Source organism: Bacillus sp. Medicinal_06 (assembly GCF_056711665.1).
Window position 1 is genome coordinate 105553 of record NZ_JBWYHD010000009.1, and the last position, 25278, is coordinate 130830.

Annotated in this window: 20 protein-coding genes and 2 pseudogenes; 5 read left to right on the forward strand and 17 right to left on the reverse strand. The window is 33.5% G+C overall.

Translation table 11 applies throughout. The features are described 5' to 3' along the window. Positions 1-418: 418 nt before the first annotated feature. Positions 419-1873, reverse strand: a complete 1455-nt coding sequence (locus tag AC1M36_RS20865; protein ID WP_431613145.1) for a glycosyltransferase family 39 protein — start codon at positions 1871-1873, stop codon at positions 419-421. Positions 1874-2475: 602 nt separating this feature from the next. Here AC1M36_RS20865 and AC1M36_RS20870 point away from each other — a divergent pair. Next, positions 2476-2856 (forward strand): GtrA family protein, encoded by a 381-nt coding sequence (locus AC1M36_RS20870; RefSeq protein ID WP_336451460.1) that lies wholly within the window; start codon positions 2476-2478, stop codon positions 2854-2856. Positions 2857-2899: 43 nt separating this feature from the next. Then, positions 2900-3877: a glycosyltransferase family 2 protein gene (locus AC1M36_RS20875; RefSeq protein ID WP_336451459.1), complete on the forward strand. Its 978-nt coding sequence runs from the start codon at positions 2900-2902 to the stop codon at positions 3875-3877. A 213-nt stretch (positions 3878-4090) separates the two neighbouring features. On the opposite strand, the gene AC1M36_RS20880 is transcribed toward AC1M36_RS20875, so the two are convergent. Beyond that, entirely contained in the window at positions 4091-4960 is an 870-nt protein-coding gene (locus tag AC1M36_RS20880) for a TetR/AcrR family transcriptional regulator (protein ID WP_336451458.1), read from the reverse strand. Positions 4961-5108: 148 nt separating this feature from the next. Here AC1M36_RS20880 and AC1M36_RS20885 point away from each other — a divergent pair, with 148 nt between their 5' ends. Beyond that, on the forward strand, positions 5109-8225 hold the full coding sequence (locus AC1M36_RS20885) for an efflux RND transporter permease subunit (protein WP_431613144.1): 3117 nt from the start codon (positions 5109-5111) through the stop codon (positions 8223-8225). 24 nt (positions 8226-8249) lie between these two features. Here the strand turns inward: AC1M36_RS20885 and msrB are convergent, their stop codons facing one another. From msrB to AC1M36_RS20930, 9 genes and pseudogenes are all read right to left on the reverse strand, one after another. Next, complete coding sequence (msrB, locus tag AC1M36_RS20890) at positions 8250-8702, reverse strand: peptide-methionine (R)-S-oxide reductase MsrB (protein ID WP_420792338.1); 453 nt, start codon at positions 8700-8702, stop codon at positions 8250-8252. Positions 8703-8747: 45 nt separating this feature from the next. Beyond that, positions 8748-9215 (reverse strand): annotated as a pseudogene (gene msrA / locus AC1M36_RS20895) (peptide-methionine (S)-S-oxide reductase MsrA); the annotation flags it as partial. 97 nt (positions 9216-9312) lie between these two features. After that, a complete protein-coding gene (locus tag AC1M36_RS20900; protein ID WP_336451455.1) occupies positions 9313-10347 on the reverse strand; it encodes an AI-2E family transporter in 1035 nt (344 codons plus the stop codon). 337 nt (positions 10348-10684) lie between these two features. Then, positions 10685-11377, reverse strand: a complete 693-nt coding sequence (gene lrgB / locus AC1M36_RS20905) for an antiholin-like protein LrgB (RefSeq protein WP_336451454.1) — start codon at positions 11375-11377, stop codon at positions 10685-10687. 34 nt (positions 11378-11411) lie between these two features. Continuing rightward, a complete protein-coding gene (lrgA, locus tag AC1M36_RS20910; RefSeq protein ID WP_336451453.1) occupies positions 11412-11843 on the reverse strand; it encodes an antiholin-like murein hydrolase modulator LrgA in 432 nt (143 codons plus the stop codon). A 132-nt stretch (positions 11844-11975) separates the two neighbouring features. After that, positions 11976-12716, reverse strand: a complete 741-nt coding sequence (locus AC1M36_RS20915; protein WP_336451452.1) for a LytR/AlgR family response regulator transcription factor — start codon at positions 12714-12716, stop codon at positions 11976-11978. Beyond that, positions 12694-14466, reverse strand: coding sequence for a LytS/YhcK type 5TM receptor domain-containing protein (locus AC1M36_RS20920; protein WP_479846145.1), 1773 nt, complete (start codon positions 14464-14466; stop codon positions 12694-12696). Before AC1M36_RS20920 ends, AC1M36_RS20915 begins: the two co-directional genes overlap by 23 nt. A 136-nt stretch (positions 14467-14602) precedes the next feature. Beyond that, entirely contained in the window at positions 14603-15382 is a 780-nt protein-coding gene (locus AC1M36_RS20925) for a DUF6944 family repetitive protein (RefSeq protein ID WP_479846146.1), read from the reverse strand. A gap of 128 nt (positions 15383-15510) precedes the next feature. Next, a complete protein-coding gene (locus AC1M36_RS20930) occupies positions 15511-16581 on the reverse strand; it encodes a nitric oxide synthase oxygenase (protein ID WP_336451449.1) in 1071 nt (356 codons plus the stop codon). A gap of 424 nt (positions 16582-17005) precedes the next feature. Here AC1M36_RS20930 and AC1M36_RS20935 point away from each other — a divergent pair. Further along, positions 17006-17089 (forward strand): annotated as a pseudogene (locus tag AC1M36_RS20935) (superoxide dismutase); the annotation flags it as partial. A 138-nt stretch (positions 17090-17227) separates the two neighbouring features. Here the strand turns inward: AC1M36_RS20935 and AC1M36_RS20940 are convergent. The 3 genes from AC1M36_RS20940 to trhA all read right to left on the reverse strand — a co-directional run bounded on the left by AC1M36_RS20940 (position 17228) and on the right by trhA (position 19898). Continuing rightward, complete coding sequence (locus AC1M36_RS20940; protein ID WP_336451448.1) at positions 17228-18097, reverse strand: NAD-dependent epimerase/dehydratase family protein; 870 nt, start codon at positions 18095-18097, stop codon at positions 17228-17230. 135 nt (positions 18098-18232) lie between these two features. Beyond that, positions 18233-18820, reverse strand: coding sequence for an AmiS/UreI family transporter (locus tag AC1M36_RS20945; RefSeq protein ID WP_336451704.1), 588 nt, complete (start codon positions 18818-18820; stop codon positions 18233-18235). Positions 18821-19250: 430 nt separating this feature from the next. Next, positions 19251-19898 carry a PAQR family membrane homeostasis protein TrhA gene (trhA, locus tag AC1M36_RS20950; protein ID WP_336451447.1) on the reverse strand — a complete coding sequence of 216 codons (648 nt, stop codon included), beginning with the start codon at positions 19896-19898 and terminating at the stop codon, positions 19251-19253. Between the two features lie 154 nt (positions 19899-20052). Here trhA and AC1M36_RS20955 point away from each other — a divergent pair, with 154 nt between their 5' ends. Continuing rightward, positions 20053-20613 carry a DUF1836 domain-containing protein gene (locus AC1M36_RS20955; RefSeq protein WP_431613142.1) on the forward strand — a complete coding sequence of 187 codons (561 nt, stop codon included), beginning with the start codon at positions 20053-20055 and terminating at the stop codon, positions 20611-20613. A 42-nt stretch (positions 20614-20655) separates the two neighbouring features. Here AC1M36_RS20955 and AC1M36_RS20960 read toward each other — a convergent pair whose 3' ends face one another. The 3 genes from AC1M36_RS20960 to AC1M36_RS20970 form a co-directional block, all read right to left on the reverse strand. Beyond that, on the reverse strand, positions 20656-22101 hold the full coding sequence (locus tag AC1M36_RS20960) for a DEAD/DEAH box helicase (protein WP_479846147.1): 1446 nt from the start codon (positions 22099-22101) through the stop codon (positions 20656-20658). A 683-nt stretch (positions 22102-22784) separates the two neighbouring features. Beyond that, complete coding sequence (locus AC1M36_RS20965) at positions 22785-23789, reverse strand: glycosyltransferase family 2 protein (protein ID WP_336451444.1); 1005 nt, start codon at positions 23787-23789, stop codon at positions 22785-22787. A gap of 84 nt (positions 23790-23873) precedes the next feature. After that, complete coding sequence (locus AC1M36_RS20970; protein ID WP_479846148.1) at positions 23874-25136, reverse strand: hypothetical protein; 1263 nt, start codon at positions 25134-25136, stop codon at positions 23874-23876. Positions 25137-25278 lie beyond the last annotated feature (142 nt).

A 25278-nucleotide genomic window follows, 5' to 3' on the forward strand; every position in this document is an offset into this window, starting at 1 on the left:
GTAAATCGAAACCTTGCCAAACTTTTCTTAGTAGGTATGTCTCTCTACTTTTATGCATATTTCGAAACAAAGTATCTAATGCTAATAGGTGTTTCATTATTTACCAATGCCATTATAGGTAACCAAATTTCACTGTAGAAAACGCAAAAAAACCATCACTGATGAAAAGGCTTATGAACAAAGATTATCAAATTTCACAAATGAAGTAATGCATTTTGATGCTTCTAAATTAACAAATACAGATGTAAAACTTAACTAAAAAAGCCCTCCCATAAGTTGATTTCACTTATGGGAGGGTCTCTTTTTTACATAAAATTACCTCATTCTATATAGTTATAAGGAACTACAATAAAATACATTTTTTTAAAACTTCTAACTATGATTTTTATCTTTAATATTTTTCTATTTTATAATTTTATTAATACATGCTATCAACAGATTTTTTCTTATTAAAAATATGAGTAATACCAATAGCTGCTAAAACAACCATAGGCATTGTAGCAGAATAATGATATCTTGGTGCTACTTCTACCAACATTTGCGCTAATGTTAACCCTATCGTGTAAAGACAAATAATGAAAACTGAAGATTTATTTCTATTTTTAAATGCTTTCACGACACCTAAAAGCGAAGTTGCAATTAAGAAATAATAAAAAACATTAGATATTACGGCGTATCGTACTGGATGATCCAAGACGGGTTGTGCATATCCAGCAGCCTGACTATCTTCACCTAAAAAAACGATAAACTTATCAAAAAATAGCTTTGAAAAATCTATGTTACCACTTTGTATTCTCTTCTTTGCTTCTTCTAACATTTGTTTTTGAACCTCATTCGCAGTCCATCCTGGTTTATCATTGTAATATATCAGCAATTCAGAATCTGCCGCATTCCATGTTCCTGAACTTTCTGTGTTAAATCCTACATAAAAATTGTATCCAGGTGTTGAGGCTATCTCTTCACCTAAACGCAATGTTATATAATGATTTGCTGCTGAAGAAAAAACAAAGTATCCCAATAATATAACACCTAAGTATGTTGCCTTACTTACAAGTAGTTTTTTATTTCCCAAGTGCCTTGTATCTATTATGAAAAGCCATATAGCTAAAGCTATAATCGGTACCGCCGCAATTGGACGTACCATATTCATTAATGCAAGTAATAAAGCTAATAACACTGAATAAAAGAGCAATTTTTTAATACTGATACTTGGAAGTTTCTCATAAACAATAATCATGATTGCCCAAATTAATAGCAATATTGTACAATACAACGGTTCCGACATTGCAAACATATTATAGATAGTTTGTGAAGGTAAAAGAATCCATAAAACACTTGCAGTTATTGCTGTTCTCACACCGCTAATTCTTCTGCATATAAAATATATTAACCCCATCGATATCGTCGATAAAACCACATTAACAATTGGAGGTATCATATAACTTACTCCAAATATTTTAAAGATAATACTTAGGAACGATGCATACCCAAAAATATGGGGAAAGAGCGCTACATATCTACTGCTAATAACGAAATCTTTACTGAGTGATTCAGCAGTATAATAAAAAGTTGCATAATCAACAAGTGGCTCAATTTTATACATGAAAATCCAAGTTAATTTAACTGCCAAACAAATGATTAATAATACCAAGAAACATTTTGTTTCATTTAATTTTTCAAGATACAATGAACCTTTTCTTAGAATAAAAGTTCCAATCAAACACAAAAATAAAAAACTAACTAACAAAAATACATAATTATATTTTTGCGTATCAGAGAAATAATTAATAATTAATAATGCAGCAAAAAAACCGTAAATAATATATATGGCTCTTGCCGAAAAAGTTGATAATCCTTTAAAAAATGTGTTCAACAATTACACTCCTTTTAAATTATATTTATATAACGATATTACAACAGCACCTTTATCACACATTAACGGGCATTCCCTACTAAAGGAAGCTTTACTTTATATGATTTGTGCAGAACGTTCAAAAAACTGCTTTTCATTATTTTATAAAACAAAAAAACCCTAAAATTCCTGAATAATATTTACACCATTAACACAACTCTTACATATCCCAGTTATTGAATTCCGCTACAAATTACTATACATTAATAACACTTGGATTGCCATATTCGTTTTAGCCCCAGCCATTATACTATATATAAATCAAATTTATAAAAAACGAACCTTTTAGCACCCTATATTTAAATGATTTATACTTATAAGGACTAATAATAACGTAGCATTTTAATCAAAAGTCCTCCAACTTCCCCTTAATTTTTTATATCCACTATTGTTTTATATCATAATTAAAAGATTTAATTGCTATACCATATTGAAATGTTAATCTACCCAAAATATGTAACATGTTACTAACAATTATGCTATAATTGTTAGTTGTTATGTATGAATAACATTCCAGTACAATCTATTTTATTTATATATTTTATAAAGATGAGGATACTATTATGGAGAAATTTTTAAAGTTTGGTTTAGTAGGAATCTTTAATACGCTCATTACAATTATAAGCTATATCATCTTGGTTAAATTGGGTATGAATTACCTTATCGCAAATACAATCTCCTATTTAATTGGCGTTGCAAATAGCTATTATTGGAATAAAAATTGGGTATTTCAATCTAACAGTAAAAACTTATCCGTGTTTTTAAAATTTCTGACTGTTAATCTAATCGTATTAGCTTTTAATACACTTAGCTTGTTTATATTGGTAGACAAACTTTTATATAATGAATTTATTGCGCAAATTTTCGCGATTGGTATAGGTATGATGATAAACTTTTTCCTAAATAAAATTTGGACATTTAATCAAAGCGAAAAATCCTACTAATTAGAAACTATTCAAATTTATTGAAACTATGGAGGACAGGAACATGGAAAAACTCATTTCAGTTGTAGTTCCTATGTATTTCGAAGAAGAAGTAGCACAGGAATGCTATAATCGTTTAAAATCTGTCATGATTCAAAATAATATCAATTATGAGTTTGTGTTTGTAAATGATGGAAGTACAGATCGGACAATGGAAATTTTAAAAGAAATTGCTGCAAATGATTATCGTGCTAAAGTTGTTAATTTTGCACGTAATTTCGGTCACCAAACGGCTGTAACCGCAGGGATTGATTGCGCAAGTGGAGATGCTATTGTAATTATAGATGCAGATTTACAAGACCCTCCCGAGGTGATTCCTGAACTTATAGCAAAATGGCAAGAAGGCTATGAAGTTGTTTATGCAAAAAGAAAGCAACGTAAGGGCGAAACTTGGTTTAAACTTTTAACAGCTAAATATTTCTATAAATTCTTAAACTACATGTCTGATATCGATATCCCAAAAGATACAGGTGATTTTCGAATTATCGATCGCAAAGTAGCAAATGTGTTTAAGCAAATGACAGAGCGAAATCGTTTCATCCGCGGGATGATGTCTTGGATTGGATTTAGCCAAACATATGTGGAGTATGAAAGAGATGAACGTTTTGCTGGTGAAACAAAATATCCACTAAAGAAAATGATTAAATTTGCATCAGATGGAATTATTGCATTCTCTACAAAGCCATTAAGAATCGTCATGACTTTAGGTTTAATGTCTGTTTTCATTTCTATTGCAGTTCTACTATACTCTGTTATTGTGAAATTAATTGGAAGTGATATTCAAACGGGTTGGGCGTCTATTATGGTTGCCATTACATTCTTCAGTGGAATTCAATTACTTGGCCTTGGAATCGTCGGCCAATATATTGCTCGTATTTATGACGAAAGTAAAAACCGTCCAATTTATATTGTGAAAGAAACAATAAATATTGATCAGAAAGATATTACTAATCCTGAAAGAGAAACAGTAAATTCATTATAAATAGAAACAAAAGGTATCGTTATATTTTTGTAACGATACCTTTTTTATTCTACCATTGGTGGGCGGTAATACTCCTCCCACCTCAACATTTAGCAAGAACACAGAAATTATATAGATAAATTACCCGTAAAAGCCCCACTAATTAAATTTTCGCTTTATGTAAATACTTATTTTTCTTCATATCAGCTCTTTATGATAGTCAAAACCTTAAAATCATCTTATATTATAATATCCTTTAAGTCGTAATTTAAAATCATTCAAATCAGGATATGCATTTAAATTTGCTAACATCCCTTGAATAACTGGAATTCTTGGATTTGGTACTCTTATTTCAGCTTCCAAAACATCTAATGTAACTAACAATTCGTCATTTTCTAATTGATCTGCTAAGGTGCGTTTAAGCATAATGATTTCCTGTAAGAAGTGTTCCTTTGCTTGCTCTTTAATAAGGTCAGAACTACAAAAGAATTGTCCTAATTTTTCCTCATGTAAAACAGGTATATCTGAAGAGTTCAAAAGCCCTGCTACGAGATCATCTATTCTCTTTAGAATAAATGTAGAAACATGTGGTAAATCAATTTCCGTTGCATTTAAAATGATCAATTCTAAGTATCCACGGCATATTCCCTCTACTATAATCACAAGGTCTAACAAATACGGAGTAATCTTATCACCGTAAATAGATAGTAAACTATTTCTATAAAATGCGTGTGACTCAAGCTTCATTCGCATCATAAATGCTTCTACCTCTTTATTAAACGGAATGGCATTCTCCCTCGCATGCATGATGATAAATTCCTTATGCTTTTGTACATCACTAAACTGACAATACAATTGTTTTTCAAACTTCTCGCGTGGAAGTAACGATTCGTTATCCAAGTCCATCATCTTTTTATGGATTTTGTCATAATAATACTTGAGTGTTGCTAATAACAATTCATCTTTTGACTTAAAATATAAATAAAAAGCTCCCTTCGATATGCCACAAGCAGTCACAATCTCTTGTACTGACGTTGCGTTTACGCCTTTAGTTGCAAATAACTTCATTGCCATTTCTATAATTAAACGTTCTTTTTCTTTCATAGTTTCTCTCCTAATTTAATCTCGCATCTTAAAGTTTTAACTTAGCTTTATTATACCATTCCTTTTCATTGACGACTGACCACTCAGTCAGTTATATTATGTATTAGACTGACCAGTTGGTCAATATACGTTAAAAGGGAGCGCAAACATGAACAAAATAATTAACTTTTCGTTAAAAAACAAGTTCGCAGTTTGGCTATTAACCATTCTCGTTACCGTGGCAGGAATTTATTCTGGGCTTAATATGAAGCTCGAAACAATCCCTGACATTACAACACCTGTTGTAACAGTAACAACGGTTTATCCTGGTGCTACACCAGCGGAAGTAGCTGATAAGGTATCAAAACCGATGGAACAGCAACTGCAAAATTTGAGCGGAGTCAATGTTGTCAGTTCCTCCTCTTATCAAAATGCCTCTTCTATTCAAGTAGAGTATGACTTTGATAAGAATATGGAGAAAGCTGAAACCGAGATTAAAGAAGCACTTGCAAATGTAAAATTACCAGAGGGCGTAAAGGATCCAAAAGTTTCTCGAGTAAACTTTAATGCCTTTCCTGTTATTTCATTAAGTGTAGCGAGTAAAGATGAATCTTTAGCTACCTTAACTGAAAAAGTTGAAAAAAATATTGTCCCAGGATTAAAAGGACTTGATGGCGTTGCATCTGTTCAAATTTCGGGACAACAAGTAAATGAAGTACAACTTGTCTTTAAAAAAGATAAGATGAAAGAATTAGGTTTAAGTGAAGATACAGTTAAAAATATCATTAAAGGTTCTGATGTATCTTTACCACTTGGCCTATATACATTTAAAGATACTGAGAAATCAGTTGTTGTAGATGGTAACATTACAACAATCAAAGCTTTAAAGGAAATGAAGATTCCTGCCGTTCCTTCAGGAGCAAATAATCAAGGTAACCCAGGCGCAGGAGCTCAAGCACCTCAAATGAATCCAGCGACATCTGATGGTATTCCAACTGTTACATTAGAAGAAATTGCTGATATTAAAGAAGTTGGAAAGGCAGAATCTATTTCTCGTACAAACGGAAAAGATGCAATTGGTATTCAAATTGTTAAAGCTGCTGATGCAAATACAGTCGACGTCGTAAATGCAGTCAAAGATAAGGTAAAAGACTTTGAGAAAAAATATAAAAACCTAGAAATCATCTCAACATTTGACCAAGGTTCACCAATTGAAAAATCAGTTGAGACAATGCTTAGCAAAGCAATTTTTGGTGCAATCTTTGCCATAGTCATTATTATGTTGTTCTTACGTAACATTCGAACAACATTGATTTCTGTTGTCTCTATACCACTTTCTTTATTAATTGCTGTTTTAGTACTAAAACAGATGGATATTACACTTAACATGATGACACTTGGAGCGATGACCGTTGCAATTGGACGCGTTGTCGATGATTCAATCGTTGTTATTGAAAATATTTATAGGCGTATGTCCTTAGCAGACGAAAAATTAAGAGGCAGAGACTTAATCCGCGAAGCGACAAAAGAAATGTTTGTTCCAATTATGTCTTCAACAATTGTAACAATTGCGGTCTTTTTACCTCTTGGACTCGTAAAAGGTATGATTGGGGAAATGTTCCTACCATTTGCTTTAACAATTGTCTTTGCACTATTAGCTTCACTGCTTGTAGCTATTACAATTGTACCGATGTTAGCTCATTCCTTATTTAAAAAGGAAAGCACGAGAGAAAAACAAGTACATCATGAAGAAAAACCAAGTAAATTAGCAAATGGCTATAAACGTGTGCTTGGTTGGGCATTAAACCATAAAATCATTACATCTAGCATCGCTGTTCTCTTATTAGTAGGTAGTCTTGCACTTGTACCGATTATCGGTGTAAGTTTCTTACCATCTGAAGAAGAGAAAATGATTATTGCAACATATAATCCTGAACCGGGGCAAACATTAGAAGACGTTGAAAAGATAGCAACAAAAGCCGAAAAACACTTCCAAGATAAAAAGGATGTAAAAACAATTCAGTTCTCATTAGGCGGAGAAAACCCAATGAGTCCAGGTAAAACAAATCAAGCTATGTTCTTCGTTCAGTATGATAATGACACGAAAAACTTTGAAAAAGAGAAAGAACAAGTCATTAAAGACTTACAAAAGATGACAGGAAAAGGTGAATGGAAAAGCCAAGACTTCGGAGCTAGTGGCGGCAGCAATGAAATTAAGCTATACGTATACGGAGATAGCTCAGAAGACATCAAACCTGTCGTAAAAGATGTTCAAAATATCATGAAGAAAGAAAAAGACTTGAAAGATATCGACTCTAGTCTTGCAAAAACATATGTAGAATACACATTAGTCGCAGATCAAGAAAAACTAAGTAAAATGGGGCTAACTGCTGCCCAAATTGGAATGGGACTTTCTAATCAACATGATCGCCCTGTCCTCACAACAATCAAAAAAGATGGTAAGGATATTAACGTCTATGTGGAAGCAGAAAAACATGATTATGAAACGATTGATGATTTAACAGATCGTAAAATTACAACACCACTTGGCAACGAAGTAGCCGTTAAAGATGTTATGACTGTAAAAGAAGGTGAAACTTCCAATACAGTGACACATCGTGATGGACGTGTTTATGTGGAAGTAAGTGCAAAATTAACATCCGATGATGTTTCGAAAGCATCCACTGCTATTCAGAAAGAAGTCGATAAAATGAATCTTCCTTCTGGTGTAGATGTTTCCATGGGCGGTGTTACAAAAGATATCCAAGAATCATTCCAACAACTTGGTTTAGCGATGTTAGCTGCGATTGCCATTGTATACTTCGTTCTTGTCGTTACATTTGGCGGTGCTCTTGCACCATTTGCAATCCTATTCTCGCTACCATTTACAATCATTGGTGCCCTTGTTGCCTTACTGATTTCAGGTGAGACGTTAAGCGTATCAGCAATGATTGGTGCTCTTATGTTAATTGGTATCGTTGTAACAAATGCGATTGTTCTAATTGATCGTGTTATTCATAAAGAATATGAAGGTCTATCAACACGTGAAGCATTATTAGAAGCTGGCGCAACTCGTTTACGCCCAATCTTAATGACAGCAATCGCAACAATCGGTGCTCTTATTCCACTTGCACTAGGATTTGAAGGCAGTGGATTAATTTCTAAAGGTCTTGGGGTAACGGTAATTGGTGGATTAACAAGTTCAACATTACTAACACTTCTTATCGTTCCAATTGTGTATGAGGTACTCAGCAAGTTTAAAAAGAAAAAGAAAATAGTAGAATAAAAAATAACCTCGCGTGCAGCGAGGTTATTTTTTATTTGCAAACAGAATGAGAAAATCTCCATATCCTTCTTTCTCTAATTCCTCTTTCGGAATAAAGCGAAGTGCCGCTGAATTAATACAATAACGGAGACCACTTGGCCCTGGTCCATCGGGGAATACATGACCAAGATGAGAATCTCCTTCCTTACTTCTTACTTCCGTACGCGTCATATTGTGACTAACATCGATTTTCTCTTTTACACTAGCTGACATAACCGGCTTTGTAAAACTCGGCCAACCACATCCACTATCAAATTTATCTAAAGAAGTAAATAGTGGTTCACCGGAAACAATATCTACATAAATACCTTCCTCTTTATGATTCCAATATTCATTTTGAAAAGGCGGTTCTGTACCATTCTCTTGTGTTACATAAAATTGTATATCTGTTAATCGTTCTTTTAAGTGTGCATTATCTTTTGGCCAATGTTGTTTAATAAAGGCATCTCGCCCTGACCCTTTTCGATATAGTTCATAACGAAAAGCATTTTTCTTATGATATCCTTGATGATACTCTTCGGCTGGATAAAATGTAGCAGCAGGAAGAATTTTTGTAGCAATTGGCTTCGAGAAACGGCCACTATTAGCGAGCTCCAACTTTGATGCCTCAGCTTGCTGACGTTGCTCTTCATTGTGATAAAAGACGACTGTTTCATACGACTGCCCACGATCATGAAATTGACCGCCGACATCTGTCGGATCAATTTGTCTCCAATAAATGTCTAGTAACTTTTCATACGGCATTTTATTTGCATCGAATGTAATTTGTACCGCTTCATAATGGCCTGTTGTTTCGGAGCAAACCTCTTTATAAGTCGGATTCTCTTTATGCCCACCCGTATAGCCTGACACAACCTTAATGATACCTTCCATCTCTTCAAATGGTGAAACCATACACCAGAAACATCCTCCAGCAAACGTAGCAAGTTCTACTTTTTCATTTGTAGCCAATTTTCCTCACCTCACTATTTATTCTTCCTACAGTATGGCATATAAAGATAGACAATATGAAAGAAAAAGCATCGACACCGATGCTTTTTCTTTTACTTTATTTTTCAGCAAAGTCCTTTTCTTTCTCATCACTCGTCACATCTAGCACGTCTAAAAGGAACATAAAGACTGGAATACCAATAATCAGTCCCCATACACCTAAAAAGTGTTCCGAGAAAATTAATACCATGAATGTATAAAAAATCGGTAAATTCGTTTTTTGCGACATGAATTTTGGATTTAGAACATAACTTTCAAGTGCGTGAATAACAGTAACAATTATTAAAATATAAACTACATACGTAATGCTACCAATATTATAAGCAATCATACAAAGTGGAACGAGCGAAATGATTACACCAGCTACTGGAATTAAACCAAGTAAGAAAATCATTAACGCTAAACCAAGTAACTGGGGAAACCCTAAAATCCATAGTGCAATTACTGATAGAATACAATTAACAATCGCAATTAGAAACTGAGCTTCAATTACCTTTCCAAACGAACGAGCAAATTTCTTCCCGAAATATTCAATTTCAGTATAAAAAATAGCAAGTCTACTCTCCTTAAACTTTGCAGTAAAAGCAACAATACGAGCTTTTTCTAGTAAAAAGAACAAACTTAGAATGAGGGAAAGTAAAAATTGCAAGCCAAACTTTCCGACATTGGCAATAGATTTATAAAGAATATCTACACCTTGCCCTACATATTTGGAAAGCTCCATATGATTAATTGCATTAATTGAAGCCTTTATAATCTCATTATCTGGTGGATTTTTAAGAAATACATTGAACTGGTAAATCAATTGTGAGATTTGCACCGTCAATACTGGTAGATATTTAAATAATGTAATGGAAATTCCACCAACTAACATTACATATAAGAATGCTATAATAATTTTTCGATTAATCGGCATGAAATGATTCAATTTTCGAGAAATGAACTTCTGGAATCGATCCATTAAATACGTAAGTATAAACGTAATTAAAATTAAATTGAACATGCTTTTTAGCCCATATAACATTAAGGCTAGCAAGACTAATACAAGTAACCTCTGAAATCCTTTGCTTTGAAACAGGTTTTTCATTTGCATAATTGACGAGTGATCTCTCCTGTCCTATAAAGTAAAACTTTACAAAGGGGGTTTTCTTTATCTCCCCCACAAATTTGGCGTTTATGAATATCCTCTACCCATCTCTTTACTTTCGCTAGATTTAAGCTCGGGATACATGATGTTACCTTTCTATTTTACAATACAATTGTCCTTTTCAGAACGCATTCTATAAAGTATTAATGAAGATTTAAGGAAACTCTCTTTTCTTCTCGTATTAAAATAGGTCTTACCAATACTGTAACATAAAAAGCAAGCTATCAGTAGAAATCTGTCCTACGAATAGCTTGCTTTTATATTTTTTACCAAACATATTCTGTTAACCGATAAATGGCATAAACATCGGAATAACAACGACTGTTACAACCCCAACAACTGTTACTGCAATACTTGCCATTGCTGCTTCTACTTCACCCATTTCAATCCCAACTGCAACGCCAAGTGCATGTCCTGCAGTGCCAAGTGCTAATCCTTTAGCAATTGGATTTTTCACTCTAAATGTTTTTAAGAATAAAGCGCCAAGTGCGTATACAATAACTGCGTTAAAGATAACTGCAAAAGATGTAATAGCTGGAATACCGCCAATGCTTTCAGATAATGGTAATGCAATTGCTGTTGTTGCTGCTTGTGGTAACATAGAATTCATTACAGATGTGTCTAAGCCAATTGCTTTTGCGACAATGAACACAACAACCACTGAACAAACAGATCCAACAACGATAGCAGATAAAATTTGCCACCAATATTTTTTTAATTTATCAACTTGTTTATATAACGGAATTGCAAAGGCAATTGTTGCTGGCTCTAAGAAGAAACTAATCATTTTACCGCCAGTATTATATTCTTCAAATGTAAAGTTACCAACCTTTAAAAAGACAATCCCAAGTACCATTGCTACAAATAGTGGTGTGAATAAGAAGAATCCTTTTGAATGTTTAAATAAGAGTGTTCCGATCCCGTATGCAATTAATGAAACGACAATTCCGAAATATGGAGTCATTGTGCTTGCCATGTTCATTACCTCCTAACCTTGTATGATCTGATAATTACGCAACTTTCCCATGTTTGCGTCCTTTATGTGCAACATCTAATTGTTTTGTATCTGTTGTTTCTTTTTCTTCTTTACCTAGAATCAATTGTGCAAATAAACCAGTTACTGCTAGTAAAATAATCGTTGCCACAACGATTACAGTTATGATTTGTACAAAATATTGTCCCATTACACCAAGAGAGTTAATAACGGAAATACCAGATGGTACGAAAAGAAATCCGATAATACCTGTTAACGCTGTTCCAAGTGATTCAACCTGCTCCAATTTAATGACCTTTAAGCATAATAGGCTAAACAAAATGACTAATCCGATTACTGATGACGGCATTGGAATTGGTAAGTGCGTTGCAATAATATGAGAAACAAACATAATAACTGAGAAAACAAATGCTTGTGATAAGAAACTGTATACTTTTTTTGTACTCATTTTGGCCACCTCTTTCGATTTGGTACCTTTATTGTATATGATGTAAACGCTTAAGTAAGCGTTTACATATTGGAACGTCAAATATACGGAATCAGTTACAAAAATAACAGGATGAAATGCAAAAGCTGCTTCTTAAATACGAAGCAGCTTTTTGAGTTCCTTGGCATATGTACGACTTACTGGTACTTTGGAACCATCTTTCATAATTAAATTATAAGTAGAGTTAAACCATGGCTGGATTTCTGAAATGTGGTTAACGTTCGCAATAAAACTACGATGAACACGCATAAAATTTGTTTGTGGCAACTTTTTTTCTAAAATAACAAGCGTATCATGCGTTACATATGTTTCCCGAATCGTCTTTACAGTTACCTTCCCGTCCACAAGCCCTACATAAACAATATCTTCAATACCCACAAGCACAATGGATTCTTCTATTGGCAGTGCAAGTTTATGCATCTCTGTCGTAACATCTGGAACTTTCATATCCTGTTTTTTCTCTGTTTCACTTTGCTGACGCTTCTTATACTTTTTCAATGTCTGTACAATTCGTTCTTCATCAAAAGGCTTTAAAATATAATCTAATGCATCCACTTCAAATGCTTGAAGCGCATATTGGTCGTACGCTGTTGCAAAAACAATAGCCGGCGGGTTCTTCATTTTCTTTAATATATTCGCAATCTCAAACCCATTATCATCTGAAAGCTGAATATCTAAAAAGACAAGGTCTGGCTTGTTTCCCATTAATTTTTCTAATGCATCTTCTACGCAATCAGCTTCATCAATTACATCAACTTCTTTTGTACGCTGTAATAAATATTTCAATTCATCCCGCGCTAACATTTCATCATCAACTACTAATACCTTTAACACCACTTTCTTCCTCCTCTATGTTTTGAATTGGTATTGCAAATGAAATCTCTGTCCCTATTTCTATTTCACTCTTAATATGAAGAGTTGTATCTTTCCCAAACAGTCCTATTAAACGTTGATTAATATTATATAAAGCTGTGCCAGTCCCTTTTTTTGATGGTACAACTGCTTTCCCTAATTGTTCTAGACGCTCTTCTTCAATTCCCTGGCCATTATCCTTTACTTTAAAGTGAATCGTATCTCCCTTAGCGTGTGCATAAACTTCTACCTGGCAAATCGGTTGTTTCTTTGGAAAAGCATGGCGAAGTGCATTTTCTACTAACAATTGCAATACAAATGGCGGAAGTAAAATCGTCTCTAATCCTTCCTCAATATATGTTTTCACCTCATATTTATTTGGGAATCTCGCTTGCTCTAATGATAAGTATGCATGTACATGATTCAATTCTTGCTCTAATGGAATAAGCAACTGACGTGCTCCCTGTAAATTACAACGAAAATAAACGCTAAGTTGTAATAAAAGCTTTCTTGCCTTTTCTACATCTGTGCGACATAAAGCCGACACCGTATTAATTGCATTAAATAGAAAATGTGGATTAATTTGTGCTTGTAATGCCTTTATTTCTGCGTCTTGGAGCAGTTTACTTTGTAGTTCTGCTTCCCCTAATTCAAGCTGTGTCGAAAAAATCTTCGCTAACCCTTCTGCTAATTCTTCTTCTACACGACTTAATCGATTTGGATTTTTAAAATAAAGCTTTAATGTCCCAATTGTATTTCCATGTGATGTTAGAGGAATTACTACCGCTGCTTGCAGTGGACATCCTTCATATTGGCAATTAATAACCTCTCGTGATTTCGCTTTCATTATTTTCCCTGTTTTTAATACTTCTTTTGATAATCCTGTAATTAGACTATGAGATGGGATATGATGATCTGATGCTAATCCAACATGTGCTAATATCTTTTCTGTATCTGTTAAAGAGACTGCGTCTGTCCCTGTAAAACGATGGATAATTTGTGCTACATGTTTACAGGATTCTTCTGTTAAGCCTTGGCGAAAGTAAGGTAATGTCTTATCAGCAATTCGCAATACTTTATGAGTTTGTAAAGCCTTTGCATTTTCTTCTTGGCGCAAAATGGCTTGTATCATAGAAAGTAAAATAAAACTACCGAAACTATTCACAAGAATCATTGGGATTGCAATCGTTTTGACAACATTAATCCCACCTTCTACAATACATAGAATCATCACCATTTCTAAAGATACAATAAGAACACTTAAAATGGCAGAAAACCTTGGTGTAATGGTGCGATTATGCTTTCGAAAAATACGTCCAATATAACCAGTAATAATCCCTGCTAAAATAGATGAAATCGCACAACTAAGTGCTGTCGTCCCTCCAAGCATATAACGATGAATACCGGCAATAAATCCAACGCCAATCCCAACAATGGGTCCACCTAATAAACCACTAATTCCAACTCCCATAATACGCGTATTGGCAATCGTACTCGATGAAGAAACACCTTGCAGCCAATTTTCATTCATAATTGTATTACCTGCAATTTCAATCCCTGTGTAATTGCTTACAATTGTAAATGATGAAAAAATGCAAATAAGCATGAGTCTATCTTTATACCCATCTTGTTTATGAAGAAGTCGTCGAAATGTTTTAATATGCGAAAGTAAAAAACCTAATATAACAATTAATCCAACGCGTTCTATCATCATAAGTACTAAATCTAGCATCTGTGATTCATCCTTTATTTGTTTAGTTAATTTTATTATCGGAAAATAATGGAGTAAGAGTCAAGGATGAATAAATCAATGAAATTAAAATTATATAAAAATAGGATGTTTTCTTTATTATGAAAACATCCATTCCTCAATCCTCATGTTCTATCGTTTCTCCAATTGCTCCAATTACCGCTCCAGTTGCCTGTACCCAGCTTCCAATTAGCCCGATTAATTGTTCATCAACTTTGTTCTCTTTCTTTTCCTCTTCATTCTTCTGATTATTACCATCTTCCTTATCATTTTCATTCTTTTTTTCCATCTCTTCTTCTTTCAATACATTATATAAAGCTTGAAATGCTTGTAATCCCGCTCCTACTGTTTGTAATGAATTACCGATAACCCCTAACCATTGAATATTCTGAGTATCCCTAAGTTCATCAACGACTGCCAAAAAAGCACCGAAAGACTGCAAACCATTCCCAGCTATAATTAAATAATCATTTTCCTTCTCTTCATTCTCTAAATTAAGGGCCGTTCCAATTACATCAGAAGTATTCCCTAATGCTTGTACGAAAGCACTTGTTCTTCCCAATGAACAACCAGATTTCTCACTCGGCCGCATCTCGCCCCCTGTTTGCTCTATGAAATCATCGGATTGTTCGATGACTTCATCTTCATTTTCTTTTTTCTTCAATGAGCCATTTGGTTGCTTGGCACCTTCTTTATTCTCAGTTTCCCCATCTGCCTCTTCCGTTTGTCCAAGCCCTTGCAAGATACCTCCAATGGCTTGCACTGATTCCCCAACAATCGTTAATGCATCCTCTACGTTTTCCTCACCAATAAATGCCCTTGTATCTCCAATGGCCGATATAATATTTCCACCAGCTTGAAACCATGCTCCTGTAATTTCTAAACTTCTTGAACTCATAATTTTTCATCCACCCTAAACAAATCACCCTATAATTTATTATGATATTCGGGGTCCTTGCCTATTGTTTATATACAAGTTCAATCAAATAAAAAAGCATTGAAATCTCTCATTTCAATGCTTTTTTATTATTTGTGAAAGAAATTTGGAGTAAGAATATCGTTTGGATAAGGCTTATGATAAATATGAGTCGTCGCCGGTGACAATGGTGGAGTCAGCCAGACCCAATTCCCTGTTACAACACGGCCACAAGCAGCTTCCTGCTTTTCAAATTGCTGAAATTGTTGTGCTGCTGTATGATGATCCACAATACTTACTCCATTCTTTTTGAAAGAATATAAAACAGCTACATTTAATTCAACTAATGCTTTATCTTTCCATAATGTACTATTTCTAGACGTATCCACATTCATTATTTCCGCAACAACTGGCAGTAAATTATAACGATCATGATCTGCCAAGTTACGAGCCCCTATTTCTGTTCCCATATACCAGCCATTGAAAGGAGCAGCTGTATAAGAAATGCCCCCAATTTCTAGGCGCATATCTGAAATCATTGGTACTCCATACCATTTTACGCCTAAAGATGCAAATTGATATTCTGGATGCTCAATCTCAACCTCTTTTATCTCGTATTTAGGAATTTCTCTATATACAGGTTCTCGTCCGTCAATAGAAAATACAAGTGGCAATACATCAAAATTTGTACTTTCTCCCTTCCAACCAAGCTCCTGGCAAAACGCTGTAAATGGAACTGAATGAGAATCACCAACCATTCCCATTTCTGTTTCATATCCCGCATAACGAATCAACTGATGGTTATAAATTCGAATACTATTTTTTTCGCCATTATACTGCTTAAAGATTGTAATTGTCGGCTTAATTTTCCCATTATTCGTTGCATATCGAATATGATGAATCAGTGCGTTATATACACCTTCCTCATCATTCACTTCACGAGCATCTAATATATGCATTTTATTCCAAAATAATCTTCCAATACATCGATTACTATTTCTCCATGCCATCCGTGCACCATGAACAAGTTCATCAAAAGTGTGTTCATACGTTCCTGTCATTTCTATTTCCGATACAATTTGGGTGAGACGTTCTTCTATTTGCTGATCTTTGCCTAGTTCTTCATAACAAGTTGTAATAAACTTCCTTGCTTCATCTATTAATTCTTTCATTTTATTCATAAATAATCTCCTTCTACTCCAACAAGACGCTACTACTTTACAGTATAAGCAAAAAGGAGTGTAGTAACAAACCTTTAGAAGATGGTCTATATAAAAGCAACTAAAAAACAGCATAAACCCTTTCTTTTTAGGCAGAAGAGAGCATTCGGTCATGCATAGAGGTGATCAGAACATCTTCCTACTCCACGCCAAGTGAAAACAGAAAGAAAAAACGAGTGCAGTTCACCTTTTTCTTCATAGCAACGACTTATATATCAAAAGATCAAAGTGGCTTTATATACCTTTTCCATTACAGTTCATATTTTCAGAAGATTAATATAATTATACGTTTTATTGTTGACTTATGGAAAAAATAGGTGTAATTTTGTGTTAGATAAATTATTTTCACCTTATGCAACTTTTTTTAAAAAAGGAGGTGAACCATATGTCTTCATTTTATGTGCCTAAACTTTCATATAACTATGATGAGCTAGAACCATATATTGATAGTGATACTTTGGTACTTCATCAATGAAAAGTATTTACAGGCAATTCAATCACAAAAACATTAATTATGCGTAGAAGGTAAATTTGGTAATATAAAAGTAGTATCGTCGAAATCCTCCAAAATCCCCCGGATTGCCACCGGGGGATTTATGAACAAACATCAAATTACTTCAATATAGTTTTTCAATATATTATGTATATCTACCTTTAATTCTTTAAACTGAAATCCTAGCTCTTTCGCTCTCGTATTATCTATCGTACAATTTGTCATTCCATTATACGGAGCCATGTTCTCTCCCTTCGCTCCGATACAAGCTTTCCTTCCTGTATTCTCTTCTACAAAACGGATAACTTCTCTCATGGAAATAACGCCATTACTACATGCGTTAATTGTGCCACTTACATCTATCGTACTTAGCCAAGCTAGAAACTCTCCTGCCTCTTTTTCATGGATAAAAGACATTTCTCCTTCTATATCCTCTACTACAAAAGACTTTTCCATTACAATATTTTCAACATAAAATTGCAGTCTCTTTGTATAATCATTTTCACCAATAACAACCGGAAAACGTACTACAATTACAGGAAATGTTGCATATTTAAATAAAACGGCCTCTGCTAATCTTTTTCCTTCACTGTAAGAAAAATCTTTCCTATCTCCATAAACAATCGGATACTGATATGGATTGAAATCCTCTTCTTTTAAAGATAGCGCTGGTTCATATACAGCCATTGAGGATATAACGATATACTTCTTTACTTTATTATGCAGTACATTTCCTATAATTTTCGCTGCATTAGGACTATAGCATAGGTTATCATATACAACTTCATAACTTTCCCCTACTAACGCTTCCTGAAGTGCCCCTTCATCTTCTCGATCTACAACAATCCTTTTAACAGCACTGCCAAACGAATCTTTCGTAATTCCTCGCGTTGCAATTGTCACATCATTTCCGGCTTCCAAAAGGCTTTCAACTAATCGTTTTCCAAAAAATCTAGTTCCGCCTAGTACTAATACCTTTTTCATATTCACCATTCCCTAATTATTTTAATTTCTTATGATGACTGAATTACTACGTGTTATCTTTATTATACTCGTTAATGTATGTAAAAAGCAGGGAGTCTCCTTATGGATTCCCTGCTTCTCAAATCAAAACAATTATCATACTCGATATTTAAAAATGCAGTAGCAAAAATATAAAACAGAAAGTACTGAGACATAAGTCCATATCTGATATGCCACCGGAGTTCCCCATACCCCCATGAAATAAAGAAGAGAAGGAAGCGTAAGCGTTACCCATGATTGTACAAATGCTATTCTGCCAAGATATTGATTTATATTCTTTTTTTGTACATTTAGTACAAAGAATAAGTACCAAAGAAGCGCCCACATAAACCAAGTCAGTGCGTTAACAATGTCTTGAAATTGAACAAATGACACAACCATATAAAATAATGCAACAATGGCCACCCATAAACAAAACCATCCTAGCCCATTACCACTCATTCCTGTAATAAAGGTGATACCCACATATAAATACGTCAAGCCAAATAGAAACGTAGCTGCATATGAATACACCGTCCAGTTACTTTGATCGGAAATCATAATGAGATAAAACGGAATTACAATTTGTAGCACCCCTACAAATAAGTTAAAAACACCCGCACTTTTTTCTTCTGCCTTCCCTAATATAACAAGGCTATTTAAAAATAGTGCTGCACCTGAAAGTAATAATCCAACATAACCCATATATTTTGATGTGAAAAGTCCCTCCTTTCCACAAACTATCCTCCTCATATCATAAAATTATATTAGTAGTATTCTTCTTCTTATTTTGAACGGAATACATAAAATCAAAGTAATATATCAATAACTTGTGCCTCTATATTTCGTGAAAAATAAGTCAGACTTCCTACTTCTAAAGTTGAAATAATACAAAATATAAATATAATCCAACAATATTTAAAACGCTTTCAATAAAATGTATCTCTTTCGATGAAACAAATAGATTCTCCTACTATAACACTTACCTTGAAAACGATAACATCATCATAACAGTATTACTCCAAAAAATAAATGAGGAAAATTATGTAAACAAAGTCAAAACCTATTTCTATTAAAAAGACCACATATCTCACGATATGTAGTCCTTATATAGATAGAATATATTCATTTTTTCTTAAATTACATAACAATATACACATACAAAGTGAGCCAGACTACCTAATAACACAAAAATATGAAAAATTTCATGATGCCCCATATATTTAAATTCTAACCATTTTGGTTTAGCTCCATAAATAAATCCACCAATCGTGTAAAAAACACCACCAAGTACTAAAAATAAAATACCCTCTATACTTAGATTTTCCGATAATGGTGGGAAAAATAAAACAATTAACCATCCCATCATAAGATAAATTGCTGTTGATAACCACCTTGGACAGTTAAACCAAAACATTTTAAAAATAATACCACACAAAGCAGTTACATACACTAACCCAAATAATAATAAACCATTTGCATATTCTAATGTAATTAAACAAAAAGGTGCATATGTGCCTGCAATTAAGATGAAAATCATCGAATGATCCAGTTTTCTAAAGAAATAAATAACACGCTCGCTTGCTACAACACTGTGGTACACGGCCGAAGCTGCATAAAGTACCATCATCCCTACTCCAAATAGAATAACAGCTGAAATTGTAGAAACAGATGGCATTTTTACAGAGACCTTAACAAGCATAGCTAGCAAAGCAATAAATGATAAAATAGCGCCTCCTAGATGGGTAAACGCATTAACCGGTTCTCTTACATAAGCATTCATATTAACAACCCCTTATATAATTACATGTAGTTTTAATAACTACATGTAATTATATATACAATTCACCTAGAGGTCAACATTTACATTTTATTTGTTTCGTAATACCATATTTAAAGATAAATTGTACATTATTCTTATAAAGGTGAGGGTTTATATGGAAAACATACAGAACTTACTCGAAACACTACACTTAGAAAAAAATATTACACTTGAAGATATCCCTAATGTAGATTTATACGTAGATCAAGTGGTTCAATTATTTGAAAATAACTACGGTGATACAACACGAACAGAAGATGAAAAAGTACTTACAAAAACAATGATTAATAACTACGCAAAGGGAAAATTATTTATCCCTATAAAAAATAAGAAATACTCAAGAGAACATATGATTTTAATTAGTTTAATTTATCAATTGAAAGGAGCTCTCTCAATTAATGATATTAAAAGTTCTTTAGCGAACCTCAACGAGAGACTAATAAACGAGGATACTTTCGAGCTAGATACCCTCTATAAGGATTATCTTGAACTTACAGAAACAAATGTTGAGAATTTTAAAAGGGATGTAGATAACCGAGTAGCTGAAGTAACCACTGTTGCTTCATGTAAAGATAAAGAGTTAGAAAAATTTTTACTGCTAACTTCATTTGTAACAATGAGCAATATGTATAGACGTTTGGCAGAGAAATTAGTTGATGACTTGAAAGAATCTTAACCATAAAAAAGAACTACCCACTTGTTAGAGTGGGTAGTTCTTTTACTTAATTGCCTCATGAACCTTTAACCGCTTACCTTTTATCGTTGTATTTTTCATTACTTTTAAAACAAGTGGACCTTTACCATTTAATATATCAACATAAGAAACATTATCTTGTATCGTAATAATTCCTATATCATCCGCTGTGACACCTGGAATTTTAGCAATCGTACCGACAAAATCTACTGCACGAATCTTCTTTTTCTTTCCACCATTAAAGTACAACTTCATAATATCTTTATTTAAACCTGCACTTTTCTCTTTTTTCATAATTGGTTTCGTGTTTATTTTCTCTTCAAAGGCTGCCTTTTTCTTTGCAACACCCTCTTTTGACGGAGCTTCTATTTTCTGAATTTCAAAACCAATATATTCTTCAATTTCTGCTAGAAATCTCTCTTCATATGGCGTTACAAATGTAATTGCTTTCCCACTATTACCAGCACGCCCCGTCCTTCCTGTCCGGTGTACATAATTTTCCTTTTCTAATGGAATATCATAGTTAATGACATGGGTAATATTTTCAATATCAATTCCTCTCGCTGCCACATCTGTCGCTACTAAATAACGGAATTTCCCTCTTTTAAAATCATTCATTACCGCAAAGCGATCTTCTTGTATCATACCGCCATGAAGTTTATCACAAGGGTAACCAAAACGTTTTAACTGTCTAAATACATGGTCTACATTTTCTTGTGTACGGCAGAAAATAATACAGATATCTGGATTTTCGACAGTTGTGATATCTTTCAGAAGCGAAAACTTCTCTTCTTCTCTTACCTCTAAAAGCCTATGTTCAATTTTATCTGTCGTAATGCCAGATGCCTTTATCTCAATATTGATGGGTGATTTCATATATGTGCTTGATAAATTCTCAACGTCCTCTGGTAATGTCGCAGAAAATAACATTGTCATCCGATTTGTAGGTAATTCATCAATAATTGCCTCTACTTGATCAATAAAGCCCATATTTAACATTTCATCTGCCTCATCAATCACTAAATACTTTAATTTCTCTAAGCATAGGGTACCTTTTTCAATATGATCTAACACGCGTCCAGGAGTTCCGACAACAATATGTGTTTTTTGCTTTAATTCTAATTTTTGTCGTGCAAACGGTGATTTTCCGTAAACAGCTGTTGCCTTAATTCGTTTAAATCTTCCTATATTCGTGATGTCCTCTTTCACTTGCACAGCAAGCTCCCTCGTTGGCGTAAGTATTAATGCTTGCGGCTTATTTTCTTCCCATTTGACCATTTCACAAAGTGGAATCCCAAAAGAAGCTGTCTTTCCACTTCCAGTTTGCGACTTCACAACAAGGTCTTTCTTTTCTAGTGCAACTGGAATTACTTTTCCTTGCACTTCTGTTGGATTCTCATACTTTAAACTAGTAAGTGCTCTTATAATTTCCTTACTCAATGCATACTCTTTAAAACTTTTTCCACTCATGTACTAACCTCATTTTGTTATGTATTTTCTTTTATTTATTATTTAACCATAATCTAAATATTATATTTATCATTGCTCGCACTTCATTATACTGAAATTATGTCCCTAATCAAAAGCCATGTTCACCATTTGATAAAAATGAAGTTAATATAGTTATATGGACACAACTTTAGTTAAGTCCTTACAATGGATTTCAAGGAGGGAGTATCCGTATAACAAATAAAAAGGTTAATGAATAATTTAAATATGCCATTCCGGGCAATCTGTTAAAAAACTAAATAGCGAGTATGTTGTATCAGAAGTAACAATTTATACACGGATTTAAAAAAGTAAACCTTTACAAAACCCATCCAACTTACATTAATCATACCAATATTATGATGATTCCCTATGAAGGAAGTTTATCATCCTATGCACTTCAGGAAGCAATCCTAATATCCAACAAATAACTCAGTGAACTACCCACCACTTAACAACCTTACAATCTGTTTGAAGCAGGGACTTCTTTTCGGAAAATATGCTAAACTTCAGTGAATGCCCCCTTTAACACTCTTATGAGTTGTTTGAAGAAGGGGACTGAAGGTGCTGTTAAAATTATTAACGTTAATAACGAAATAAGAGGCCATTCAACACGTAATAATGTTGAACAGCCTCTTCTCCGGCAACCTATATAAATACTAAACTTATGAAATGCTTACAGTTCTTTTCTCCTCGGAAAGGTTATCTTTTTTCTCATAAGCCATCCTTATATCTTCTTCCTCAATATTCACTGTTTCTTTCACTATATAAATTGGACGATTTTTACTCTCATCATAAATACGCGCAATATATTGCCCAACAATACCGAGCCCTAGTAATTGAATACCACTGAAGAATGTAATAGCTACCATGATAGATGCCCAACCTGTTTGGATATCTTCCCCAATTACCTTAATTACAAAGGAATATAGCAATACTGCTATGGAAATAAAAACTGATAACAAACCTAGTGTCATTACAATTCTTAGTGGTTTCGTAGAGAAAGCAAAAATCCCATCTGATGCAAATTTAATCATTTTCTTTAATGGGTATTTTGTTTCACCAGCAAAACGCTCCTCGCGTTCATACTCTACATATGTTTGACGGAATCCAATCCAAGACATCATGCCTCGTACAAATCGATTTCGTTCTGTCATTTTCTTAAACACATCTGCTACCTTGCGATCAATGATTCGGAAATCACCTGTATCTTTTGGAATATCAATATCAGACATATAGTTTAAGAAACGATAGAAATATTTTGCTGTTAAAAGCTTAAACCACGTCTCACCCTTACGTTGTTTTCTTTTTGCATAAACAACTTCATAGCCTTCTTGCCATTTTGCAATTAGTTCAAGAATTACCTCTGGCGGATCTTGTAAATCTGCATCGATAATAACAATTGCATCTCCACTTGCACAGTCAATACCTGCTGTTACAGCGGTTTGATGACCAAAGTTACGTGCGAAGTTCACGACCTTTGCACGATCATCCCCGGCGGCAATTTCTTTTAAAATATCCATTGTACGGTCTGTACTACCATCATTTACAAAAATGAATTCATAGTTAATATTGTTTTGAACCATAACAGATTTCAATCGATTATAACACTCTTGTGCAACTTCTTCTTCAAAATACATAGGAACTACAACTGAAATTAGCTCTTTCATTCTTTATATCCACCTATTTCCACATCATAAAATAACCTCTATATTTATGACATACAAATTTATTTTAATACATATCTTATAAAATTATCCTTTGTTGTATTTGGTTATTAAGGATTCTATGTTATCACTATAATCTTTTAATAACGCTTTACCCATAGAATAAAATACAAAACAGTTTAATGTTGCTATGAACATTGCCATATTATTCTCACGTGAATAAAGAACAAATATTAAATTTAAAGAGATTGCAAAGGTTAATCCAAGGGTTATGCCTGTCCATTTTATATCATATAATAATACAAATATCACAAAAATTAATGTTGGGAAACTATATCTCTCATGCATTTGAGTAGGTAACATATAAAATGCAAAACATATAAATGTTGAAGCTTTCAATAACACCACTGTACTGCATTTACGGTTAAAGAAAACATACAGCCATGCCAAGAATACTGCTACAGCTAGAATCAATAATCCAACCCTCTTTAAACTTAAATGTGGCAAGATAATAATTGAGTCACTTACATCAGGTGTGGTTCCAATTATATAATACCAAATATTCATTGCATTTAAAGTTACGGTTGGAAAAGTTCCTACTGCACTTAAATACCCTTGCTGTAACATATCATAAAATGTACCATGAACTACAAAATAAACCCCAAATATTAATAGTGGTATACAAAATCCAAGTATATACTTAAACAGTGGTTTAAATTCTCTTTTTTCCCACATTACCTTTAGGAAATAAATAGCAAAAACAGGAGCAATTACAATAGATTGAAATTTTGCTAGTAATGCTATAGCGAAAATAACACCAGATAATAGCGGATTAGAAACAAGTAATAATATTGAACAAACCATTAGTATAGCATGTAACATGTCTATTTGACCCCAAATAGGTCCATCTAGTAATACTGCAGGATTTAATGCCAAAAATGTTACCAATATCGCTCTTATAAAAGGATTTTCTATTTTTTTAGAAGCTATAGCCAAGATAATTATAGCCACCATATCAAATAAAATAGGTGGTATACGAACTAAAACATCACCAGCTACTGCCTGTAAATTAAAAGCAGCTAGTACTTTTCCATATATACCTAAAATCGCTAAAAAGAATGGTGGGTAATTTACACCATAACCGTATCCATAAACATCGGCTAGACCGTATTTCCCAACGGTTTCCATCCAGTTAACAAAAAAGTCTTGATCCCCAAGAAATCCTGGTAAGTTTGAAGCTAAATATATGCGTATTAAAAACGAAAATACAATTAATATAAGGAAATAGAAATGAAGCCAACTTAAATTTTTTAAGCGAAAGCCTCCTTCTCTACTACTTAATATATTCATATTTCCCCTCCTTTTTTTATATTTCATCACGATATTATTAATTAAAATCACAATTTAAAATGATATCATACGATTTAAATACCGTCAATTTTTACCAATCAAAAGAAAAAATGGGATAATATAAATTCTAATTATTCATACT